The organism is Streptosporangium sp. H13245 (genome assembly GCF_055690525.1).
The window spans coordinates 706490-726725 of the sequence record NZ_JBSZKT010000001.1 but is presented as its reverse complement, the minus strand read 5'-3'; the positions used below and the strand labels follow the sequence as shown (position 1 = coordinate 726725).

The 20236-nt window shown below is 69.5% G+C and carries 17 protein-coding genes; 9 read left to right on the top strand and 8 right to left on the bottom strand.

The annotated features are described in order from the left end of the window. Positions 1-323: 323 nt before the first annotated feature. Positions 324-1382, top strand: a complete 1059-nt coding sequence (locus ACW9TB_RS03415) for a threonine aldolase family protein (protein ID WP_472746419.1) — start codon at positions 324-326, stop codon at positions 1380-1382. A 765-nt stretch (positions 1383-2147) separates the two neighbouring features. Here ACW9TB_RS03415 and ACW9TB_RS03410 read toward each other — a convergent pair. The 8 genes from ACW9TB_RS03410 to rpmH form a co-directional block, all read right to left on the bottom strand. After that, positions 2148-3122: a ParB/RepB/Spo0J family partition protein gene (locus ACW9TB_RS03410; protein ID WP_472746418.1), complete on the bottom strand. Its 975-nt coding sequence runs from the start codon at positions 3120-3122 to the stop codon at positions 2148-2150. A 72-nt stretch (positions 3123-3194) separates the two neighbouring features. Then, positions 3195-4121, bottom strand: coding sequence for a ParA family protein (locus tag ACW9TB_RS03405; RefSeq protein WP_472746417.1), 927 nt, complete (start codon positions 4119-4121; stop codon positions 3195-3197). A gap of 196 nt (positions 4122-4317) precedes the next feature. Beyond that, complete coding sequence (gene rsmG / locus ACW9TB_RS03400) at positions 4318-5013, bottom strand: 16S rRNA (guanine(527)-N(7))-methyltransferase RsmG (RefSeq protein ID WP_472746416.1); 696 nt, start codon at positions 5011-5013, stop codon at positions 4318-4320. A 183-nt stretch (positions 5014-5196) separates the two neighbouring features. Beyond that, positions 5197-5700 (bottom strand): Jag family protein, encoded by a 504-nt coding sequence (locus tag ACW9TB_RS03395; RefSeq protein ID WP_472746415.1) that lies wholly within the window; start codon positions 5698-5700, stop codon positions 5197-5199. A gap of 35 nt (positions 5701-5735) precedes the next feature. After that, on the bottom strand, positions 5736-6683 hold the full coding sequence (gene yidC / locus ACW9TB_RS03390) for a membrane protein insertase YidC (protein ID WP_472746414.1): 948 nt from the start codon (positions 6681-6683) through the stop codon (positions 5736-5738). A gap of 4 nt (positions 6684-6687) precedes the next feature. Beyond that, positions 6688-6969 (bottom strand): membrane protein insertion efficiency factor YidD, encoded by a 282-nt coding sequence (gene yidD, locus ACW9TB_RS03385; RefSeq protein ID WP_425582575.1) that lies wholly within the window; start codon positions 6967-6969, stop codon positions 6688-6690. Then, a complete protein-coding gene (gene rnpA / locus ACW9TB_RS03380; RefSeq protein WP_472746413.1) occupies positions 6966-7340 on the bottom strand; it encodes a ribonuclease P protein component in 375 nt (124 codons plus the stop codon). Before rnpA ends, yidD begins: the two co-directional genes overlap by 4 nt. A 109-nt stretch (positions 7341-7449) precedes the next feature. Then, a complete protein-coding gene (gene rpmH / locus ACW9TB_RS03375) occupies positions 7450-7587 on the bottom strand; it encodes a 50S ribosomal protein L34 (protein ID WP_329088117.1) in 138 nt (45 codons plus the stop codon). A 531-nt stretch (positions 7588-8118) separates the two neighbouring features. Here rpmH and dnaA point away from each other — a divergent pair. The 8 genes from dnaA to gyrA all read left to right on the top strand — a co-directional run bounded on the left by dnaA (position 8119) and on the right by gyrA (position 20107). Further along, positions 8119-9861 (top strand): chromosomal replication initiator protein DnaA, encoded by a 1743-nt coding sequence (gene dnaA / locus ACW9TB_RS03370; protein WP_472746412.1) that lies wholly within the window; start codon positions 8119-8121, stop codon positions 9859-9861. 575 nt (positions 9862-10436) lie between these two features. Continuing rightward, entirely contained in the window at positions 10437-11576 is a 1140-nt protein-coding gene (gene dnaN / locus ACW9TB_RS03365; protein ID WP_472746411.1) for a DNA polymerase III subunit beta, read from the top strand. Continuing rightward, complete coding sequence (locus ACW9TB_RS03360; RefSeq protein ID WP_472746410.1) at positions 11576-12406, top strand: 3-keto-5-aminohexanoate cleavage protein; 831 nt, start codon at positions 11576-11578, stop codon at positions 12404-12406. Before dnaN ends, ACW9TB_RS03360 begins: the two co-directional genes overlap by 1 nt. Positions 12407-12436: 30 nt before the next feature. Beyond that, positions 12437-13381, top strand: a complete 945-nt coding sequence (gene gnd, locus ACW9TB_RS03355; protein WP_472746409.1) for a phosphogluconate dehydrogenase (NAD(+)-dependent, decarboxylating) — start codon at positions 12437-12439, stop codon at positions 13379-13381. Positions 13382-13484: 103 nt separating this feature from the next. After that, the gene (gene recF / locus ACW9TB_RS03350; protein ID WP_472746408.1) at positions 13485-14660 is read left to right on the top strand and encodes a DNA replication/repair protein RecF; all 1176 of its coding nucleotides are present in this window, start codon (positions 13485-13487) and stop codon (positions 14658-14660) included. Continuing rightward, entirely contained in the window at positions 14650-15267 is a 618-nt protein-coding gene (locus ACW9TB_RS03345; protein WP_472746407.1) for a DciA family protein, read from the top strand. The genes recF and ACW9TB_RS03345 overlap by 11 nt, the downstream gene beginning before the upstream one ends. A 298-nt stretch (positions 15268-15565) precedes the next feature. Continuing rightward, positions 15566-17518 carry a DNA topoisomerase (ATP-hydrolyzing) subunit B gene (gene gyrB, locus ACW9TB_RS03340; RefSeq protein WP_472746406.1) on the top strand — a complete coding sequence of 651 codons (1953 nt, stop codon included), beginning with the start codon at positions 15566-15568 and terminating at the stop codon, positions 17516-17518. 39 nt (positions 17519-17557) lie between these two features. Next, positions 17558-20107: a DNA gyrase subunit A gene (gene gyrA / locus ACW9TB_RS03335; protein ID WP_472746405.1), complete on the top strand. Its 2550-nt coding sequence runs from the start codon at positions 17558-17560 to the stop codon at positions 20105-20107. The last annotated feature ends 129 nt before the right edge of the window (positions 20108-20236 follow it).

Genomic DNA, 20236 nt, shown 5'->3' with positions numbered 1-20236 from the left:
CCGGACCGGCGGCCGGGCCGAACCGATGGCCCGAACCGCCGGACCGGGCCGGTGGGCCGGGCCGACGGCGGGTGGGGGGACCGGCGGGGTGAGGGCCGGTGGCGGACGGGCCGGGGCGGATTCGGTGAGCGGATGAGCGGGCAGCGGACCGGATTCGGCGGGCGGGTGGCGGACCGGGCTCGGTGAGGCGGGTGCCGGACCGGACTCTGCGGGCGGGTGAGCGGGTGGCGGGCCGGGCTCGATGAGCGGGCGGGCCGGACCGGATTCGGCGGGTGGGTGGGCCGGGGCGGCGAGCGGGCCGGGCCTCCCCCTACGCTGGCCGTGTGCTGACCTCCACCCCATTCCCCAAGAGCTTCGCCAGCGACAACCACGCGGGCGTGCACCCTGCGGTTCTCACCGCCATCCTCGAAGCGAACACCGGAGACGCCCCCGCCTATGGCGGGGACGCCTGGACCACCGCGATGGAGGACGCCTTCCGCGCCGAGTTCGGCGACCACGCGACGACCTATCCGATGTTCAACGGCACCGGCGCCAACGTCGTGGGCCTCGGGCTCGTACTCCGGGCGTACGACGCGGTGCTCTGCCCGGCCACCGCCCACATCAACACCAACGAGTGCGGTGCCGCCGAACGTGTGCTGGGGACCAAGCTGGTCACCCTTCCCACCGGGGACGGCAAGATCTCCGTGGACGACATCCGCGGCCAGCTGTCCACGCTGGGGGACGAGCACCACTCCCAGCCCAGGGTCGTCTCCATCTCCCAGGTGACCGAGTGCGGCACCTGCTACACCGCCGACGAGATCGCCGAGCTCGCGGAGTTCGCGCACGCGCACGACCTCTTCCTGCACATGGACGGCGCCCGGCTGGCCAACGCGGCGGCCGAGCTCGGCTGCTCGCTCCGCTCCCTCACCACGGACGCGGGCGTGGACCTGCTCAGCTTCGGGGGTACCAAGAACGGCGCCATGGGTGCCGAGGCGCTCGTGATTCTCCGCCCGGAGCTGGACGCCCCGGCGCTGTTCCTGCGCAAGCAGGGGATGCAGCTCGCCTCCAAGATGCGCTTCGTCTCCGCCCAGCTGACCGCCCTCCTCACCGAGGAGCTCTGGCGTCGGAACGCCGCCCACGCCAACGCCATGGCCCACCGCCTGGCCGATGGCATCGCCGATCTCCCCGGCGTCTCCCTGCGCTACCCGGTGCAGTCCAACGCCGTCTTCCCCGCCCTCCCCGAGAAGGCCATCGCGGAGTTGCAGCAGCGCTACCTCTTTCACGTCTGGGACGCGACCGAGAACGTGGTCCGCTGGGTGACCGCCTTCGACACCACCCCCGAGCACGTCGACACCTTCGTCTCCGACATCCGTCTCGTCGTCCGGGAGGCCGTCGGCTCCTGAGCGGCGCCTGTTTCACGTGAAACAATCTCTCCCTCGGGGACGTGACTGTTTCACGTGAAACACCGGCCGCCATCCCCCTCTCCCACACGTAGACTCCTGGCCGTTCCGCAGGCAAGGCCCCGGCCGCCCGTCCTCCCCGCCGAAAGCTCGCGTCTCGCCGACCTCCGCTTCGTACGCCTGCCGACCCATGTTTCACGTGAAACGATGCCGTCTCCCCCTCGCGGCACGGTCGCCCGCCGACGCCGGGCACACGGCCCTGAGGCCGCGCACGCGTACCCGCGAGGTGTGTGGGAAGCGAGGACTCCCCTCGATCATCGCGACGCCGTACGGCGAGCACAGGAGGGCGGGGGGAGGTGGCAACGCGGAGGCCGGGAGACGGAACACGGACAGGAATGCGAACGCGCGGGGAAGCGGGGCCCCGGAAGCAGGGTGAAGGGCGAGGAGGGAACCGAGAAGCGGCGGGGATGCGAAGGTGGCCGGACCGGGAGCGGCCGGAGATGCAGGGGAGCGGCACGAGAGCCGAGGATGCGAGAACCGGCCTGCCCGCCCCGGGCACGAAACCTGTCCGCCCCGGGTATGGGAATGGCCTCCCTGTTTCACGTGAAACAGGGAGGCCATTCCCATACCCGGGGAACCGTCCGGGAAGGCCGGTCGCCGGGGGTCATCCCGGAGGGCAGCCATCCCGGAAGGGGCCTCGGGGAAGATCCACCGGCTCGGCGAGTACGCCACGGGCTCGTGTTCGACGGGCCTCTGGAGCCGGTGAGGTCATCCTTCCATCGCCTGCAGCGACCCCGGGGCCATCGTGCCGATGATGCGCTCCAGGTCGTCGATGGTCGCGAACTCCACCACGATGCGTCCCTTGCGACGGCCGAAGTCGACCTTCACCCGGGTCTCGAAGCGGTCGGAGAGCCGGTCGGCCAGATGCCGGAGGGCGGGCTCCTCGTCGGGCTTCGCCCGGGGAGCACGCTGGACCGGGGCCGGGGCCGCCTTGGCGTCGCCCACGGCGACGATCTCCTCGACCGCGCGGACCGACAGCAGTTCGGCCGAGATCCGGTTGGCGAGGTGTTCCTGGGCGGCGGGATCGTCCAGGCGGAGCAGGGCGCGGGCGTGGCCCGCGCTGATCGTTCCGGCCGCGACCTTGCGCTGCACCCCGGGCGGCAGCTTCAGCAGGCGCACCGTGTTGGTCACGTGCGAGCGGGAACGGCCGACGCGGGTGGCGAGTTGCTCGTGGGTCGCGCCGAAGTCGTCGAGCAGCTGCTGGTAGGCCGCCGCCTCCTCCAGGGCGTTGAGCTGCTCGCGCTGGAGGTTCTCGATGAGCGCGTCGAGCAGGAGCTTGTCCTCCTGGGTCTCCCGCACGATCGCGGGGATCTCGGAGAGCCCGGCGGCCCTGGACGCGCGCCAGCGGCGCTCGCCCATGATCAGCTCGTAGCGTCCCTCACCCGTGGCGCGCACCACGATCGGCTGGAGCAGGCCGACCTCGCCGATCGAGGTGGCCAGCTCCCTCAGGGCCTCCTCGTCGAAGATGTCGCGCGGCTGACGCGGGTTGGGCACGATGTCGTCGACGGGAATCTCAAGGAAGTAGGCGCCCGCGACCGGGTTGGGGCCGGGCTGCTCCGGCACCACCGGCTCCGGGGCGACCATGGTCACGGTCATCGACACGGGTGCCTCCGCGACGACGGCCGGGCCGGTCGGGATGAGCGCCCCCAGTCCCCTGCCCAACCCTCTCGGCTGCTTGCTCACTTGCCCCTCCCGAGACTCAAGGTGTCGCACTCACTGACATGCCCGTGGCCACGGCCACGGGGTTCCCGGCGCTCATACGGCCGCACCGCGATAGGCGATCTCGCGGGCGGCGTCCATGTAGGCCATCGCACCGCTGGAGCCCGGATCGTACGTCATGACCGACTGACCGTAGCTCGGCGCCTCGGAGACGCGCACGCTTCGAGGGATCAGCGTGCTCAACACCGTCGCGCCGAAGTGGGAGCGGACCTCGTCGGCGACCTGGGAGGCGAGGCGGGTGCGCCCGTCGTACATCGTCATGAGGATGGTGGAGAGGTCAAGCGTGGGGTTCAGATGGGCACGGACCAGGTCCACGTTCCTCAGCAGCTGGCCAAGACCTTCCAACGCGTAGTACTCGCACTGGATGGGGATCAGCAGCTCGTTCGCGGCCATCAGCGCGTTGACCGTCAGCAGGCCGAGCGAGGGAGGGCAGTCGATGAGGATGTAGTCGAACTCGACGGCGTCGTACGCGGCCAGCGCGCGCTGCAGGCGGGCCTCGCGGGCGACCATGGAGACCAGCTCGATCTCGGCACCGGCCAGGTCGATCGTCGCGGGGGCGCAGTAGAGGCCCGGCATGTCCGGGACCTCCTTCACGACCTCCGCGAGCGGCAGGTCCTCCACGAGCACCTTGTACATGTCCGGTACGTCGCCTCGGTGCTCGACGGCCAGGGCCGTCGAGGCGTTGCCCTGGGGGTCGAGGTCGACCACGAGCACCCGCTGGCCGTGCATGGACAGCGCCGCCGCCAGGTTGACCGACGTGGTGGTCTTGCCGACGCCGCCCTTCTGGTTGGCGACGGTGAAAATCCGGGTTCTGGAAGGGCGAGGCCAGTCTCCGTCCCGGACCCCGGCGGTACCTCCGGGAGCGGCGGCGGTCTTCTGGGCCGATGTTTCACGTGAAACCACTGAGCTGAGTGCCTCTCGTACCAGCGGCGAGTCGCCGGGATTAAGGGGGGTCTGGGTCACGGTCGTCTTCCTTTCAACCGGCCTGACTACGGCACCGGGAGCCGGTGCCGGCCAGCCCAGACCGGAAAGGCGTCCATGGGGCAAAACGGCGGGAACCTCGGGCCAGCCGAGACCGCTCCTCGCGCTGGCGATCGCACTCGAACGGTCGTTCACTGGCCTCGTACTCGCTTTGCTCGGTTTATCTGGTGGCCTCGCGCTATTTGCCTCGCGAGGCACGATCCTTCCGGCGAGAGGCCTTCCGCGCTCCCTCGGGAGCTCGACCGGCGACCACCCGGATGAGAGTTGCGGGCGGCTCGACCTTACCGTGCCCGACCGATGTAAGCTCGGCGGTTTGCACCCCACTCGACCGCAATTGCGACTCCGCGTCCGCCAGCTCCTCCGCGGCACGCTCGCCCTTCATCGCCAGCAGCTCGCCGCCCTCGCGCAGGAGGGGCAGCGACCATTTCAGCAGACGGTCGAGCGGCGCCACCGCGCGGGCGGAGGCGACGTCGAACTCCCGCCTGCCCGCGAACTCCTCGGCCCGGCCGCGCAGCACCTCGACGTTGTCGAGTTTCAGCGACTCCACACACTCGTCCAGGAAGACCGTCCGGCGAAGGAGCGGCTCCAGGAGGGTGACGGTGATGTCGGGCCGGACGATCGCGAGGACCAGGCCGGGCAGTCCGGCACCGGAGCCGATGTCGACCAGGCGCACACCGGCGGGCACGACTTCGGCGATCACCGCGCAGTTGAGCAGGTGACGGTCCCAGATGCGCGGTATCTCCCTCGGGCCGAGCAGCCCGCGCACCACGCCGGGACCGGCCAGCAGCTCCGCGAAGGCCTCCGCTCTCGCCCAGGCGTCGCCGGTGAACACCTCGCGCGCGACCTCGGGCGGTTCGGGGATCTGGTCACTCACTCGACGCTCACTCTTCCCTCGGAAATATCGGGGCCAGGCCGGTCTCAAGGCTAACGGCCCGCTTCGGCGCCGTCGTACAGCGCGGGCGGTGTCCACGCCGGGCGGGCCGCGAAAAAGGCCGCCGTCCCCCGGGATCCGGGGGACGGCGGCCTCTGTCAGCCCGTGCCGTCGCGCTAGGGGGTGTCAGACGGGAAGGACCACCACGAAACGACGGGGCTCCTCGCCCTCGGACTCGCTCCGCAGGCCCGCCGCGGCGACGGCGTCGTGCACGATCTTCCGCTCGAACGGGGTCATCGGCTGCAGCGACTTGGGCTCGCCGTTCCGCTTGACGTCCGCCGCGATCTTGCTGCCGAGCTCGCTCAGCTCGCTCCGGCGGCGGTCGCGGTACCCGCCGATGTCGAGCATCAGGCGCGACCGCTCACCCGTCTGGCGGTGGACCGCGAGGCGGGTCAGCTCCTGGATGGCCTCCAGGATCTCGCCGTTGGGGCCGACCAGGTCGCCGCCCTTGATATCGACGACCGACACCACGGCGCGATCACCTTCGACATCCATGTCGATGTCACCGTCGATGTCGGCGATGTCGAGCAGACCCTCGACGTAGTCCGCCGCGATCTCGCCTTCCTGCTCCAGGGCGGCGAGATCGGGAGCCGCCTTCACGGGCTCCTTCTCGGCCTCGGCCTCGGTCACGTCCGGCCACTCCTTCGTGCTGTCGGGATGAGACGTCAGGACTTCTTGCTGCCGGTCCGCTTGCTGCGGGGCTGGCGGGTGGGCTGCTGCCGGATCACCTTCGCCTCCGGTACGGGCGGCGCCTCGGGCTCGGGGGTGGCCTTCTTGACCTTGCTCAGCAGGCTCGGCTTGGGCTCGGGAGTCGTGATGTTGCCCTTGGCGTCGACCACCGGGGTGGGGTTGCGGCTGTAGAACCAGTGCTGCTGGCCGAGGGTCCAGAGGTTCGTGGTGACCCAGTAGAGGATCAGGCCGAGGGGGAAGTTCAGCGAGAAGACGGCGAACAGCGGCGAGACGTACATCAGGATCTTCTGCTGCTGCGCCATCGGGTTGTCCGGCATCTGGGCGATCGAGCGCGTCACGCTCTGCCGGACGGTGAGGAAGGTCGTCAGCGAGCTGACCGCCACGAAGATCGCGAGCACGATCTTGGTCATGATCGGGTCGGCGTCCAGCTTGAGGATGTCGGCCGAGCTCGTGAAGAACGTCGCCGGGATCGGGGCGCCGAAGATGTGCGCGGCCCGGGCGCTGTTGACGAGGTCCTGCGTCATGCCGAACTTGGCGTGGCCCGCGGCCATGGCCTGCAGCACGGTGAACATCGAGATGAAGATCGGGAACTGCGCCAGGATCGGCAGGCAGCCGCCCAGCGGGTTGGCCCCCTGCCCCTGGTACAGCGCCATGACCTCCTGGTTCATGCGCTGCTTGTCGTTCTTATACCGTTTGCGGATCTCCTGGACCTTGGGCGCCAGTTCCTGCATCTTCTTCGACGAGCGCATCTGCTTGAGGAAGAGCGGGAAGATCAGCAGCCGCATCAGCACGGTGAGCGTGATGATGGTCAGCGCCCAGTTGAGCCCGTTGTCCTTCGGAATGAAGGTGCTGTAGCCCTGGTGAATCCAGGTGATTACTTGGGCGACGGCTGTGTACAGCCAGTTCAGCCAGGACAGCTCCACCGAGCTAGCTCCCTTGCGTTTCGTCGGACCGGCCCGGGCGCGGGGGCACCGGGTCAAAGCCTCCGGGATGGAATGGGTGGCAACGCCCGATTCTCCGGATCGTCAACCATGTGCCGCGCAGCGCGCCGTGAACGGCCACGGCTTCGAGGCCGTAGGCACTGCACGAGGGGTGGAAGCGGCAACGGGGACCCAGCAGAGGACTCACGAAGGACCGGTAGAACCGGATCGGAGCCATCAGGATCCTGGCAGCCGGAGAAATTCCAGCGGTCTGCTGCGCCGTCATCATCGCCCATCCATGCGAGCCCCGGGGGGCTCCAGCCGCCTGAGTAAACGATCCAGCGCGACGTCGAGTTCGGCGGCAATGCGCTCGCTTCGCGCGGACGCGGCCGGTGGATTGGCGCGTACAACCAGCAGGCTACCTCTCGGAAGCCGGTCGAGACGGTCTCGCATGAGGTGTCTCAACTGACGTTTAACCCGATTTCTGATGACCGCGCCTCCTACGGCACGACTCACCACGAATCCAACCAGGGGGGGAGTGTCCCTGTCGGCGCGCATGCCGAAGTGCGCGACCAGGGTGGGGCGGCCTGCTCGGCTTCCCCCTCTGATCGCGCCGGCGAACTCGTCGCCCCGGCGCATGCGGGACCCGGACGGCAGCACGAGAGATCTTGGTCACCCTGGGCAGGTACGCCCGTCGCCCGCCGACAGCGATGCCGGCGGGCGACGGGCGCTACTGCCTAGGCCCGGCGGGCCGGGCACAACGGATGCGTCAGGCGGAGATCTCGGCGCGGCCCTTGCGACGGCGAGCGGCAAGGATGGCGCGGCCGGCGCGGGTGCGCATGCGGAGCCGGAAGCCGTGGGTCTTCGCACGACGGCGGTTGTTCGGCTGGAAAGTACGCTTGCTCACGAGTGGGCTCCAGGCTCAAGACGCATCCCCAGCACATGGGGACGCTCGACAATGGCTGGCCTGCCGGATGCGGGGCATGCGAAATAGCCGCCGCGTGGCAAGCCGACCGTCGTACGTTACGGGGCAGGCGTGTCCCAGGTCAAACCGGAAGGTGTTCCCGAAGCACGCCCACACAGGTTATCCACGTTTCCACAGGCACGTTATCCACCGGCGCCTCGCCGTCCACAGGATGTGCACTCCGTCCCCCCTGTACGCCACTAGGCTGTGGACAACGTCTTGTACACAGCTGTGGACAGGGCTACTGTCGGCCCTTCCAGACCCTCTCTCCGCTGCGAGGACGCGTCGGACCGCAGGTAACGGGCTGTGCACAGCCTGTGGATTCGATGTGGATTTCGCATGGCGCCCACGAAGGGGCCACGGGACTCCCGGCATGTGGACAACGACGAGATCCGGTGCGCCCGGCGGCCATTGTTGTGGATAAACAGATCGCGGTGGGCCAGCGGGCCGCGTCGGGAGGAGGGGAGCCGGACCATGGACGGAACGGACCTCAGCGCGGTCTGGGCGAGGGCCCTTGAGAACTCCCTGAACGAGAACGTCCCGTCCCAGCAGCGGGTCTGGCTCAACATGACCCGGCCCTTCGGCCTCATGAACGACACCGTGGTGCTCGCCGCGCCCACGGATTTCGCCAGAGATGTCCTGGAAAACAAGCTTCGCCCGCTCATCAGCCAGGCACTGTCCCAGGAGTTCGGCCGCCCGATGCGGGTGGCGGTCATGGTCGACCCCAGCGCGGCGGGTCCCGAGTCCGGTCTCACCCCCCGCCAGGACACTTATCCCCAGGCGCAGCCGCAGGGTTATGCACAGCCCGGCGGGGCCCAGCAGGGTTATGCACAACCCGCACAAGGCCAGCACCACGGGGGTTCCGGGCTCCAGCACCCCTATCCGGGGGGCAACCAGGCCGAGCGGCCGTCCACCGACTATCCACAGGCGCAGCCGTTCTCCTACCCGTACCAGCAGGGCGAGGAGTCACCCCAGCCGTACCTCCCCGCCGAGCCGTCGCAGGCGCCCTCGCAGGGGGAACAGGGCCCCGGATACGGCCGCGGCTACACCCCGCAGCCGTCCCCGCCCCGGCCCGAGCCCGACTCCTTCGACCGAGGCGCGCCCCCCGTGCCCGGCGCGGGCGGCGCCGGGGGCGTACAGAACAGGTGGGACGGCCGGGGGAGCCGCACGCAGGGCGAACCGGCCAGGCTGAACCCGAAGTACACCTTCGACACCTTCGTGATCGGCTCCAGCAACCGGTTCGCGCACGCGGCGGCGGTCGCGGTGGCCGAGGCGCCGGCCAAGGCGTACAACCCTCTGTTCATCTACGGCGACTCGGGGCTGGGCAAGACCCACCTGCTGCACGCGATCGGCCACTACGCCCAGAGCCTCTACGACGGCGCGCGGGTGAGGTACGTGAGCTCGGAGGAGTTCACCAACGACTTCATCAACTCCATCCGCGACCACAAGGCCGACAACTTCCGGGGCCGCTACCGGGCCGTGGACATCCTGCTGGTGGACGACATCCAGTTCCTGGAGGGCAAGGAGCAGACGCAGGAGGAGTTCTTCCACACCTTCAACACACTGCACAACTCCAACAAGCAGATCGTCATCTCCAGCGACCGGGCGCCGAAACAGCTGGTCACGCTGGAGGACCGGCTGCGCAACCGGTTCGAGTGGGGCCTGATCACCGACGTCCAGCCGCCCGAGCTGGAGACCCGGATCGCGATCCTGCGCAAGAAGGCGATCCAGGAGGGCCTGGCCGCGCCGCCCGAGGTGCTCGAGTACATCGCGAGCCGCATCTCGACCAACATCCGCGAGCTGGAGGGCGCCCTGATCAGGGTGACCGCGTTCGCGAGCCTGAACCGGCAGTCGGTGGACCTGCAGCTCACCGAGGTCGTGCTCAAGGACCTGATCACCGAGGACGCGGGCTCGGAGATAACGGTCGCCACGATCATGGCGTCCACCGCCGCGTACTTCGGGCTGTCGATCGACGACCTGTGCGGCGGGTCGCGCTCGCGGGTGCTGGTGACCGCCCGCCAGATCGCCATGTATCTGTGCAGGGAGCTGACCGACATGTCGCTGCCGAAGATCGGCCAGCAGTTCGGCGGCCGCGACCACACCACGGTGATGCACGCCGACCGGAAGATCCGCTCCCTGATGGCCGAGCGACGCTCGATCTACAACCAGGTCAACGAGCTGACGACCCGGATCAAGCAGCAGTCCCGCAACGGATGATGAGGTTTTTCACCTCATGATGCACAGGCTGTGGAAAACCTTGTGGATCAACGGTTCGCGGGGGCCGGGGAGGCTCCGGGGCGCCCAACCATGATCATCCGGAAACCCGCTGGTCCGAACGCTGTTCGGAGCATGTGGACAACCCTGGGGAGAACTTGGGGACAACCTGGGGACAACTCGTGGATAACCTGGGGACGGCCTGTGGGGAGAGTTTTCCACAAGGACAAAACGACCTCCTACCCCGTGGATAACCTGGGGAAACCTCGTGGAAAACTTGGGGACAGAGGGGCCCGAATCTGGGGACGGCCTGTGTGTACTCCGAGGTTCTCCCCAGCCCCAAGAGTTGTCCACAGTCTCCACCCACAGCCCCAGTGGATGAAAAAACAGCACTTGACCTGCGGAAACAATGGCTTTCCACAGTATCCACAGCCCCTAATACGAAGGCCACTTGTATCTCTAACTAGGAAACCCAAGAGCCATAAGAGGGGTTCCGAGGGAGCACAGGTGCGGGACAGTGAACACTTGAACCCCAGGCACCGAGCGGATGGCGCTCGACACACAGGAGGCAGATCCACGTGATGTTCCGGGTCGACCGAGACGTGCTCGCTGAGGCGGTCGCATGGACGGCGCGCAGCCTGCCGGCGCGTCCCTCCGTGCCGGTGCTGGCCGGCATGCGTCTTGAGGTCACGGAGAACGGGCAGCTCAAGCTCTCGGGCTTCGACTACGAGGTCTCCGCCGAGGTGACCCTCGAACTGCAGACGGGCGAGGCGGGCGTGGTGCTCGTCTCCGGCAGGCTTCTGGCCGAGATCACCAGGGCGCTTCCCGCGCAGCCTGTGGATTTCGTCGTGGAGGGCGCCAAGGCGGTCGTCACCTGTGGCAGCGCCCGGTTCACCCTTCTCACCATGCCTGTGGAGGACTACCCCTCCCTGCCGACCATGCCCCCGGCCGCGGGCCGGGTGGGCAGCGACGTGTTCGCCTCGGCCGTCGGCCAGGTCGCCGTGGCCGCGGGCAAGGACGACACCCTGCCGATGCTCACCGGCGTCCGCGTGGAGATCGAGGGCGACACGGTCACGCTCGCCGCGACCGACCGCTACCGCCTCGCCGTACGGGAGCTGAAGTGGCAGCCGGGCCAGCCCGACTTCTCGGCCATCGCGATGATCCCCGGCAAGACCCTCGCCGACACGGCCAAGGCCCTGGGCGGCACCGGCGCCGAGGTCGAGATCGCGATGAGCTCCGCGGGCGGCACCGGTGAGGGCATGATCGGCTTCTCCAGCGCGGGGCGCCGCACCACCACCCGGCTGCTCGACCCCGAGTTCCCCAAGTACCGCTCGCTGCTGCCGACGGAGTTCTCCGCCCGCGCGGAGCTGCCGACGTCCGCCTTCGTCGAGGCCGTCAAGCGCGTGGCCCTGGTCGCCGAGCGCAACACGCCCGTACGGCTGGCCTTCCGCGGCGACGAGGTCGTCCTGGAGGCGGGCAGCGGCGACGAGGCTCAGGCGGTCGAGGTGCTCCCCGTCGACTTCGAGGGTGACGACATCAACATCGCCTTCAACCACCAGTTCCTGCTGGAGGGGCTCGGCGCGATCGACTCCGACGTGGCCCGCCTGCAGATGACCACGTCCACCAAGCCCGCCATCCTCACCGGGGGCAAGCCCGCCGACGACGGGGGCATCCCCGACTACCGCTACCTGATCATGCCCATCCGCCTGTCCAGCTGATGGGCACCCCGCGACGGCCCGGCGCGGGGGATCCCGCGGCGGGGACAGTGCCGGGCCCCGAATCGGGCGCGGAGGCGCGCGGCGGGGCCGGAGGGGGAGCGACGTGGCTCAAGGCGTGCCTGAACGGCGCCAGGAGGCCCGGCGAGCACCCGGCCCTCCCCCTGACCCCTCTGGAGCTCGCTGAGGCGGCCCGTGAGGCCCGTGGGGCGGGTGCGGTCGCCGTTCACATGCACCCGCGCGACGAGGCGGGCAGCGAGTCGCTCAGCGCCGTCCACATCGGGGCGGCCGTGCGCGCCGTACGCGAGGCGTGCCCCGGCCTCCCCGTCGGGGTGAGCACAGGGCTGTGGATAACCGGCGGGGACGTGGACGCGCGGCGCGACGCCGTCCGGGGCTGGGCCGCGCTCGCCCCCGGTGACCTGCCGGACTTCGCGTCGGCGAACCTCTCCGAGCCCGGCTTCGAGGCCCTGTGGCATGATCTGCGGCGGCTCGGGGTGGACGTGGAGGCCGGGGTCTGGTCGGTGGACGACGCCGACGCGCTCGCCGCGACCGGCCTCGAATGCGCGCGGGTGCTCGTCGAGATCATCGGTGGTCCCGCTAGCACCGCCGTCCCCCGGGCGCGCGCCGTCCTGGACCGCCTCGCCGAGAGAGGTGTCCCCGGCCCGAGACTGCTCCACGGGGAGGGGGACCCTGCGTGGATTCTCCTGGACGAGGCGGGGCAGGCTGGACTGGCCACGCGCATCGGCCTGGAGGACGTCCTCCACAGCCCCGCGGGTGACCCTGTCGGCGGGAACGCCGAGCTGGTAAGGCTTGCGCGGGCACGCCTGGCGTAGGTGAACGATGAAACCCTGAAGGGGGTTCGCATGCAGATCGGCATGGTCGGGCTGGGCAAGATGGGCGGCAACATGGCGGAGCGCCTGCGCCGCGGAGGCCACGACGTCGTCGGGTACGACCGCGATCCCGCGGTCAGTGACGTCGCCAGCTTGGAGGAGCTCGTGGAGCGGCTCCAGGCGCCGCGCACCGTCTGGGTCATGGTGCCCTCGGGCGACCCGACCCGGGCGACGGTCGAGGCGCTCGGCGGCCTGCTGTCGCCCGGCGACATCCTCGTCGACGGCGGCAACTCGCACTACGTCGACGACCAGAAGCACGGCGCCGAGCTCGCCGCCAAGGACATCGGCTTCGTCGACTGCGGGGTGAGCGGCGGCGTCTGGGGGCTGCAGAACGGCTACGCGCTCATGGTCGGCGGCGACAAGGCCCACGTCGAGCGGGTGATGCCGATCTTCGAGACCCTCAAGCCCGAGGGGGAGGACGGCTTCGTCCACGCCGGCACGGTCGGCGCCGGCCATTTCGCCAAGATGGTCCACAACGGCATCGAGTACGGCATGATGCAGGCTTTCGCCGAGGGCTGGGAGCTGCTTGAGGCCTCCGACATCGTGACCGACGTGGCCGGTTCCTTCAAGAGCTGGCGGCAGGGCACGGTCATCCGCTCCTGGCTGCTCGACCTGATGGTCCGCGCGCTCGACGAGGACCCGTCCCTGGCGGAGCTGGAGGGCTACGCGCAGGACTCGGGCGAGGGCCGCTGGGCGGTGCAGGCCGCCGTCGAGCTGGCGGTCCCGCTGCCGGTCATCACCGCCGCCCTGTACGCCAGGTTCGCCTCCCGCCAGGACGACTCGCCGGCCATGAAGGTCGTCGCGGCCCTGCGCAACCAGTTCGGCGGTCACGCGGTCACCTCCAAGGCGGGCGCGGCCGAGAAGGGCGCAGACTCCCCCGGTGCCGACGTCGAGCCCCCGGCCGAGGCGGCCGGATAGCCCGCCGTCCCCGAGCGGCTCGCGCCATACCTTTTCCCGGGGGCGCGGGCCGTACGGACGCGGGAGGCCCCGGCGACGGACGGGGCCGACTAATCTTCCTGGGGTGCATGTCGCCCATCTCTCCCTGACCGACTTCCGGTCCTACGAAACCGTCGATCTCGGCATGGAGCCGGGGGTCACGGCCTTCGTCGGGCCCAACGGCATGGGAAAGACCAACCTGGTCGAGGCGCTGGGGTACGTGGCGACGCAGGCCAGCCACCGGGTCGCCACCGACGGGCCGCTGGTCAGGCAGGGCGCGACGCGGGCGATCGTCCGCTCGTCGGTGGTCCGCGACGACCGGCGCGCGCTGGTCGAGCTGGAGATCAACCCGGGCAGGGCCAACCGGGCCAGGCTGAACCGCTCCCCCGTCTCCCGTCCCCGCGACGTCGTCGGCCTGCTGCGCACGGTCCTGTTCGCCCCCGAGGATCTCGCCATGGTCAAGGGCGACCCCTCCGAGCGGCGCCGGTTCCTCGACGACCTCCTGGTGGCCAGGACGCCCAGGTTCGCGGGGGTTCGCGCCGACTACGACCGGGTGCTCAAGCAGCGCGGCGCCCTGCTGCGCACCGCCGCGCAGGCCAGGCGGGGCCGGGGCCGGAGCCCGCGGCGGGCCGAGAGCGACGCGGCGTTCGCCGAGGCGGGGGCGGGAGACCCGCTGAGCACCCTGGAGGTCTGGGACGCCCACCTGGCCACGCACGGCGCCGAGCTGCTCGCGGCCAGGCTGGAGCTGGTCGAGACGCTGCGCCCGCTGGTCGCCGCCTCGTACGCCGCGCTCGCGCCCGACTCCGCGCCCGCCGGGCTGGAGTACCGCGGCACCCTGCCCCCGGACGTGGGCACCGACCGCGCCGAGCTGGAGAAGCGGCTGCGGGCCTGCCTGCTGGAGGTGCGCGCCTCGGAGCTGGAACGCGGCGTGACCCTCGTCGGCCCGCACCGCGACGACCTGTTCCTCGGCCTGGGCGAGCTGCCGGCGCGCGGTTACGCCAGCCACGGCGAGTCGTGGTCGTTTGCGCTGGCGCTCAGGCTGGCCGCCTACGACCTGCTCAGGGCGGACGGCGGCGATCCGGTCCTGATCCTGGACGACGTCTTCGCCGAGCTGGACAACAAACGCAGGCGGCGCCTGGCCGAGATGGTCGCCCCCGCGGAGCAGGTGCTGATCACCGCCGCGGTCCCCGACGACGTGCCGGCGGAGCTGGCGGGGGGCCGTTTCGACGTGACCGAGGGGGGCGTGGCCCGTGTCCGATGACGGTGGGGAGGGAGCGGGACCCCGGGGCACCGAGCCGGGACGGCGTGGCGCGGGTGACCATCCCGGCCAGGCGGTACCGGACGGCGCGGGTGTGGACGGGGTGGCCGCGGGGTCGGCGAGGAGCGCGGCGGCCAAGGGGGCCGCGATGGCGAGGGAGAAGCTGGCCCAGGCCAAGTCGGACGCGGCCAGGCGGGGGCAGCTCCCCCGGCGCGAGCCTCGGCGCAGGGCGTCGGGGGCGCGCAGGGACTCCGGCGACCCCCAGCTGTTCGGCAGGGCCATCGCCGACCTGCTGTCCGACCGGGGCTGGGAGCAGCCCGCCGCGATCGGCGGGGTTTTCGGTCGCTGGCACGAGATCGTCGGCGCCGACATGGCGGCCCACACCAAGCCGGAGACCTTCGCCGAGGGCGAGGTCGTGGTGGTCGCCGACTCCACCGCCTGGGCCACCCAGGTCCGTCTGCTGGCGAGGACGCTCGTCAGGAGACTGAACGAGGAACTCGGGGACGGAACTGTACAAAAGGTAAAAGTTCGCGGGCCTCAGAACGGTCCCCGATCCAGCGGCGGCCTGCGGGTCACCGGAAGCCGCGGTCCGGGCGACACGTACGGCTGATCCGGGCCTGGAAAACGGATCAGCGGCTCCTCTGACGCGACGAACCCCCTCCGCGTAGGGGGATGTTCGAGGCGATGATCGTCGCGCGACAGGCCATTCCAGAGGCCGTCAATGCCACATGATGTGCTCTGAGCCGCTAGAATGAAATCGAATTCCGGACACGTCCGTTTGCGTGTCACCCCCGGCGCGCATGCCGGCTCCCCTGGGTGAACGCATCGGGGCATTCACGACGGTGACGGGCACGGCGGGGCTACATGTTGTCTCCCTGCCGCGTGTCCGCGGCAGGAGGATTTCGCACTTGTCCTACGACGCTAGCTCAATCACCGTTCTCGAAGGGCTCGAGGCGGTCCGTAAGCGCCCCGGCATGTACATCGGCTCCACCGGCGAGCGCGGTCTCCACCACCTCGTCTACGAGGTCGTCGACAACTCCGTCGACGAGGCCCTGGCGGGACACGCCGACCGGATCGAGGTCACCCTGCTCGCCGACAACGGCGTGCGGGTCGTCGACAACGGCCGGGGCATCCCCGTCGGGAACGTCCCCGGCGAGGACCGTCCCGCGGTCGAGGTCGTCCTGACCGTGCTGCACGCGGGAGGCAAGTTCGACGACAAGTCGTACGCGGTCTCCGGCGGCCTGCACGGCGTGGGCGTCTCCGTCGTCAACGCGCTGTCCAGCAAGCTCGACGTGGAGATCCGCACCGACGGCCACCACTGGCGCCAGAACTACGTCGGGACCAGGCCCACCGCCCCGCTGGCCAAGGGCGAGAAGACCGACGAGACCGGCACCTCGATCACCTTCTGGGCCGACGAGACGATCTTCGAGACCACGACCTGGCACTTCGAGACCCTCGCGCGCCGCTTCCAGGAGATGGCCTTCCTCAACAAGGGCCTGACGATCTCCATCAGGGACGAGCGCCCGGAGTTCGCCGAGGTGGAGGACGGGCAGCCCAAGGAGGTCACGTACTTCTACGAGGGCGGCCTGTCCGACTTCGTCAAGCACCTCAACTCCAAGAAGGAGCCCGCGCACCTCTCGGTGATCGACTTCGAGGAGCAGGGCGAGGGCATCGCCGTCGAGATCGCGATGCAGTGGAACAACTCCTACAGCGAGTCCGTCTACACCTTCGCCAACACGATCAACACCGCCGAGGGCGGCACCCACGAGGAGGGCTTCCGCGCGGCGCTGACGTCCATCGTCAACCGCTACGCGCGCGAGCAGAAGTTCCTCAAGGAGGGCAAGGACGACAACCTCGCCGGAGAGGACATCCGCGAGGGTCTCACCGCGATCATCTCGGTGAAGCTGGCCGACCCGCAGTTCGAGGGCCAGACCAAGACCAAGCTGGGCAACACCGAGGCCAAGTCGTTCGTCCAGAAGGCCTGCAACGACCACCTGCGCGACTGGTTCGAGCGCAACCCCGGCGAGGCCAAGGACATCATCACGAAGTCCCTGCAGGCCTCCCGTGCCCGCCTCGCGGCCCGCCAGGCCCGCGACCTGACCCGGCGCAAGTCGCTGCTGGAGTCGGGCTCGGGGCTGCCGGGCAAGCTGGCCGACTGCCAGTGGAGCGACCCGGAGAAGTGCGAGCTGTACATCGTCGAGGGTGACTCGGCGGGTGGCTCGGCCAAGGGCGGCCGCGACTCCAAGTTCCAGGCGATCCTCCCGATCCGCGGCAAGATCCTCAACGTCGAGAAGGCCCGGATCGACAAGGTCCTGCAGAACAACGAGGTCCAGGCGCTGATCACCGCCATGGGCACGGGTGTGCACGACGAGTTCGACATCACCAAGCTCCGCTACCACAAGCTCATCCTGATGGCGGACGCCGACGTCGACGGCCAGCACATCACGACGCTGCTGCTGACCCTGCTGTTCCGCTTCATGCGACCCCTGATCGAGGCCGGGCACGTCTACCTCTCCCAGCCGCCCCTCTACAAGATCAAGTGGGACCGGAAGGGCGAGGACGCCTCCTACGCCTACTCCGACCGTGAGCGCGACGTGGTCATCCAGGCCGGCATCGACGCGGGCAAGCCCGACCCCCGGCCGCGCGACAACGTGCAGCGCTTCAAGGGACTGGGCGAGATGAACGCCAACCAGCTCTGGGACACGACGATGAACCCCGACACCCGCCTTCTCCTCCAGGTCACCCTCGACGACGCGGCCCAGGCCGACGAGCTGTTCAGCGTGCTCATGGGTGAGGACGTCGAAGCCCGCCGTTCCTTCATCATTAGGAACGCCCGGGATGTCCGTTTCCTCGACGTGTAGACGTGTAGTGGTAGCCGTACCAGAAAAGGATCCTGACCTGTGACGGAAGTCAACACTCCGCCCGGCCCTCCGACCGACCGCGTCGAGCCGGTCGACATCCAGTCCGAGATGCAGCGCAGCTACATGGACTACGCGATGTCGGTCATCGTCTCGCGCGCGCTGCCGGACGTCCGGGACGGCCTCAAACCGGTGCACCGCCGCGTGCTGTACGCCATGTACGACGGCGGCTACCGGCCCGACCGCGGATACTTCAAGTGCTCCCGCGTCGTCGGCGACGTCATGGGCTCCTACCACCCGCACGGTGACTCGTCGATCTACGCCACCGTGGTGCGGATGGCCCAGCCCTGGTCACTGCGCTACACGCTGGTCGACGGGCAGGGCAACTTCGGCTCGCCGGGCAACGACCCGCCGGCGGCGATGCGCTACACCGAGTGCAAGCTCGCGCCCATCGCGATGGAGATGCTGCGCGACATCGACAAGGACACCGTCGATCTCGTCCCCAACTACGACGGGCGCTCCCAGGAGCCCCTGGTCCTGCCCTCGCGCTTCCCCAACCTGCTGGTCAACGGGGCGGCGGGCATCGCGGTCGGCATGGCCACCAACATCCCGCCGCACAACCTGCGGGAGGTGGCCAGCGGCATCGTCTGGTGCCTGCAGAACCCCGAGGCCGACGACGAGGAGCTCCTCGAAGCGCTGATCGCCCGGGTCAAGGGGCCCGACTTCCCCACCGGCGCGCTGATCGTCGGCCGCCGCGGCATCGACGACGCGTACCGCACCGGCCGGGGCTCGATCACCATGCGGGCGATCGTCGAGGTCGAGGAGGACGCCAAGGGCCGTCAGTGCCTGGTCGTCACCGAGCTCCCGTACCAGGTCAACCCGGACAACCTCGCGCTGACCATCGCCGAGGCGGTCAAGGACGGCAGGATCACCGGCATCGCCGACGTCCGCGACGAGAGCTCCTCGCGCGTCGGCCAGCGCCTGGTGATCGTGCTCAAGCGCGACGCGGTCGCCAAGGTCGTGCTGAACAACCTCTTCAAGCACACCCAGCTGCAGACCACCTTCGGCGCCAACATGCTCGCCCTGGTCGACGGCGTGCCGCGTACGCTCAGGCTCGACCAGTTCGTCCGCCACTACGTGGCGCACCAGATCGAGGTCGTGGTCCGCAGGACCAGATACCTGCTGCGCAAGGCCGAGGAGCGGGCGCACATCCTGCGCGCCCTGCTCAAGGCCCTGGAGCGGATGGACGAGGTCATCGCCCTGATCCGCCGGTCGCCCTCGGCGTCCGCGGCGCAGGGCGGCCTGATGACGCTGCTGGAGATCGACGAGATCCAGGCGCAGGCCATCCTCGACATGCAGCTGCGCAAGCTGGCCGCCCTGGAGCGCCAGCAGATCACCGACGAGCACGACTCGCTGATGGCGCAGATCACCGAGTACCAGGCGATCCTCGCCTCGCCCGAGCGGCAGCGCACGATCGTCCAGGACGAGCTCACGGAGCTCACCGGCCGGTACGGCGACGAGCGCAAGACCGACATCATCGCCTACGAGGGCGACATGTCGATCGAGGACCTCCTGGCCGAGGAGGACATGGTCGTCACGATCACCCGTGGCGGCTACGCCAAGCGAACCAACACAGATCTTTACCGGGCGCAGAAGCGCGGCGGCAAGGGCGTGCGGGGCGCGCAGCTGCGCCAGGACGACATCGTCGACCACTTCTTCGTCACCACGACGCACCACTGGCTGCTGTTCTTCACGAACAAGGGCCGCGTCTACCGGGTCAAGGCGTACGAGCTGCCCGACTCCGGCCGCGACGCGCGCGGGCAGCACCTGGCGAACCTGCTGGCCATGCAGCCGGACGAGGTCGTCATGGAGGTCCTTGACCTGCGTGACTACGAGGTCGCCCCGTACCTCGTGCTGGCCACCCGCAGTGGCCTGGTGAAGAAGACGCGCCTCTCCGAGTACGACTCGCCGCGCACGGGTGGTCTCATCGCGATCAATTTGCGCGAAGATGATGAGGTGATCGCTGCCAGGCTGGTGTCGGAGGACGACGATCTCCTCCTCGTCTCGCGCGGCGCCCAGTCCATCCGCTTCACGGCCTCCGACGAGGCCATGCGCCCGATGGGCAGGGCGACCAGCGGCGTGATCGGCATGCGCTTCCTCGACGGGGACGAGCTCCTGGCGATGAACCGGATCGCCGACGGCGACAACGTGCTCATCGCGACCGAGGGCGGCTACGCCAAGCGCACTCCCGTTGATCAGTACCCTCTTCAGGGAAGGGGCGGAAAGGGAGTCCTGACCGCCAAGATCGTTAGCGCGCGTGGCAAGCTGGTTGGCGCGGTCATGGTCAGACCCGAGGACGAGGTTTTCGCGATCACGTCCGCCGGAGGGGTTATCCGGACGAGTGCCGGGGAGATCAAGCAGTCTGGCCGCCAGACGATGGGGGTTCGGCTGATGAATCTGGCTGAGGGGGACAGCGTTGTGGCTCTGGCCCGCAACGCGGAGGCGTTGGAAACCGGCGAGAACGTGGGGGCCGGGGAAGACGTCGAGGCGCCGGTGGAGACCGGTGAGAACGGGGAGGGGGAGAATCCGTGAGTGCTCAGGGCAAACCGGGATCGCGCCCCGCCTCCTCATCGACACGCGATCAGGCGACGGAGAAGATGGACAAGACCGCTGGAACGAAAGACGTCGAGGCGGCCTCGTCACCGGTTAACGGTAGCGTGC

What these genes read in the sequence shown, in the direction of transcription:
- yidD (WP_425582575.1), bottom strand. Translation starts at nt 6,969, where the DNA reads ATGATGACGGCGCAGCAGACCGCTGGAATTTCTCCGGCTGCCAGGATC.
- dnaA (WP_472746412.1), top strand. Translation starts at nt 8,119, where the DNA reads ATGGACGGAACGGACCTCAGCGCGGTCTGGGCGAGGGCCCTTGAGAAC.
- ACW9TB_RS03360 (WP_472746410.1), top strand. Translation starts at nt 11,576, where the DNA reads ATGGGCACCCCGCGACGGCCCGGCGCGGGGGATCCCGCGGCGGGGACA.
- gnd (WP_472746409.1), top strand. Translation starts at nt 12,437, where the DNA reads ATGCAGATCGGCATGGTCGGGCTGGGCAAGATGGGCGGCAACATGGCG.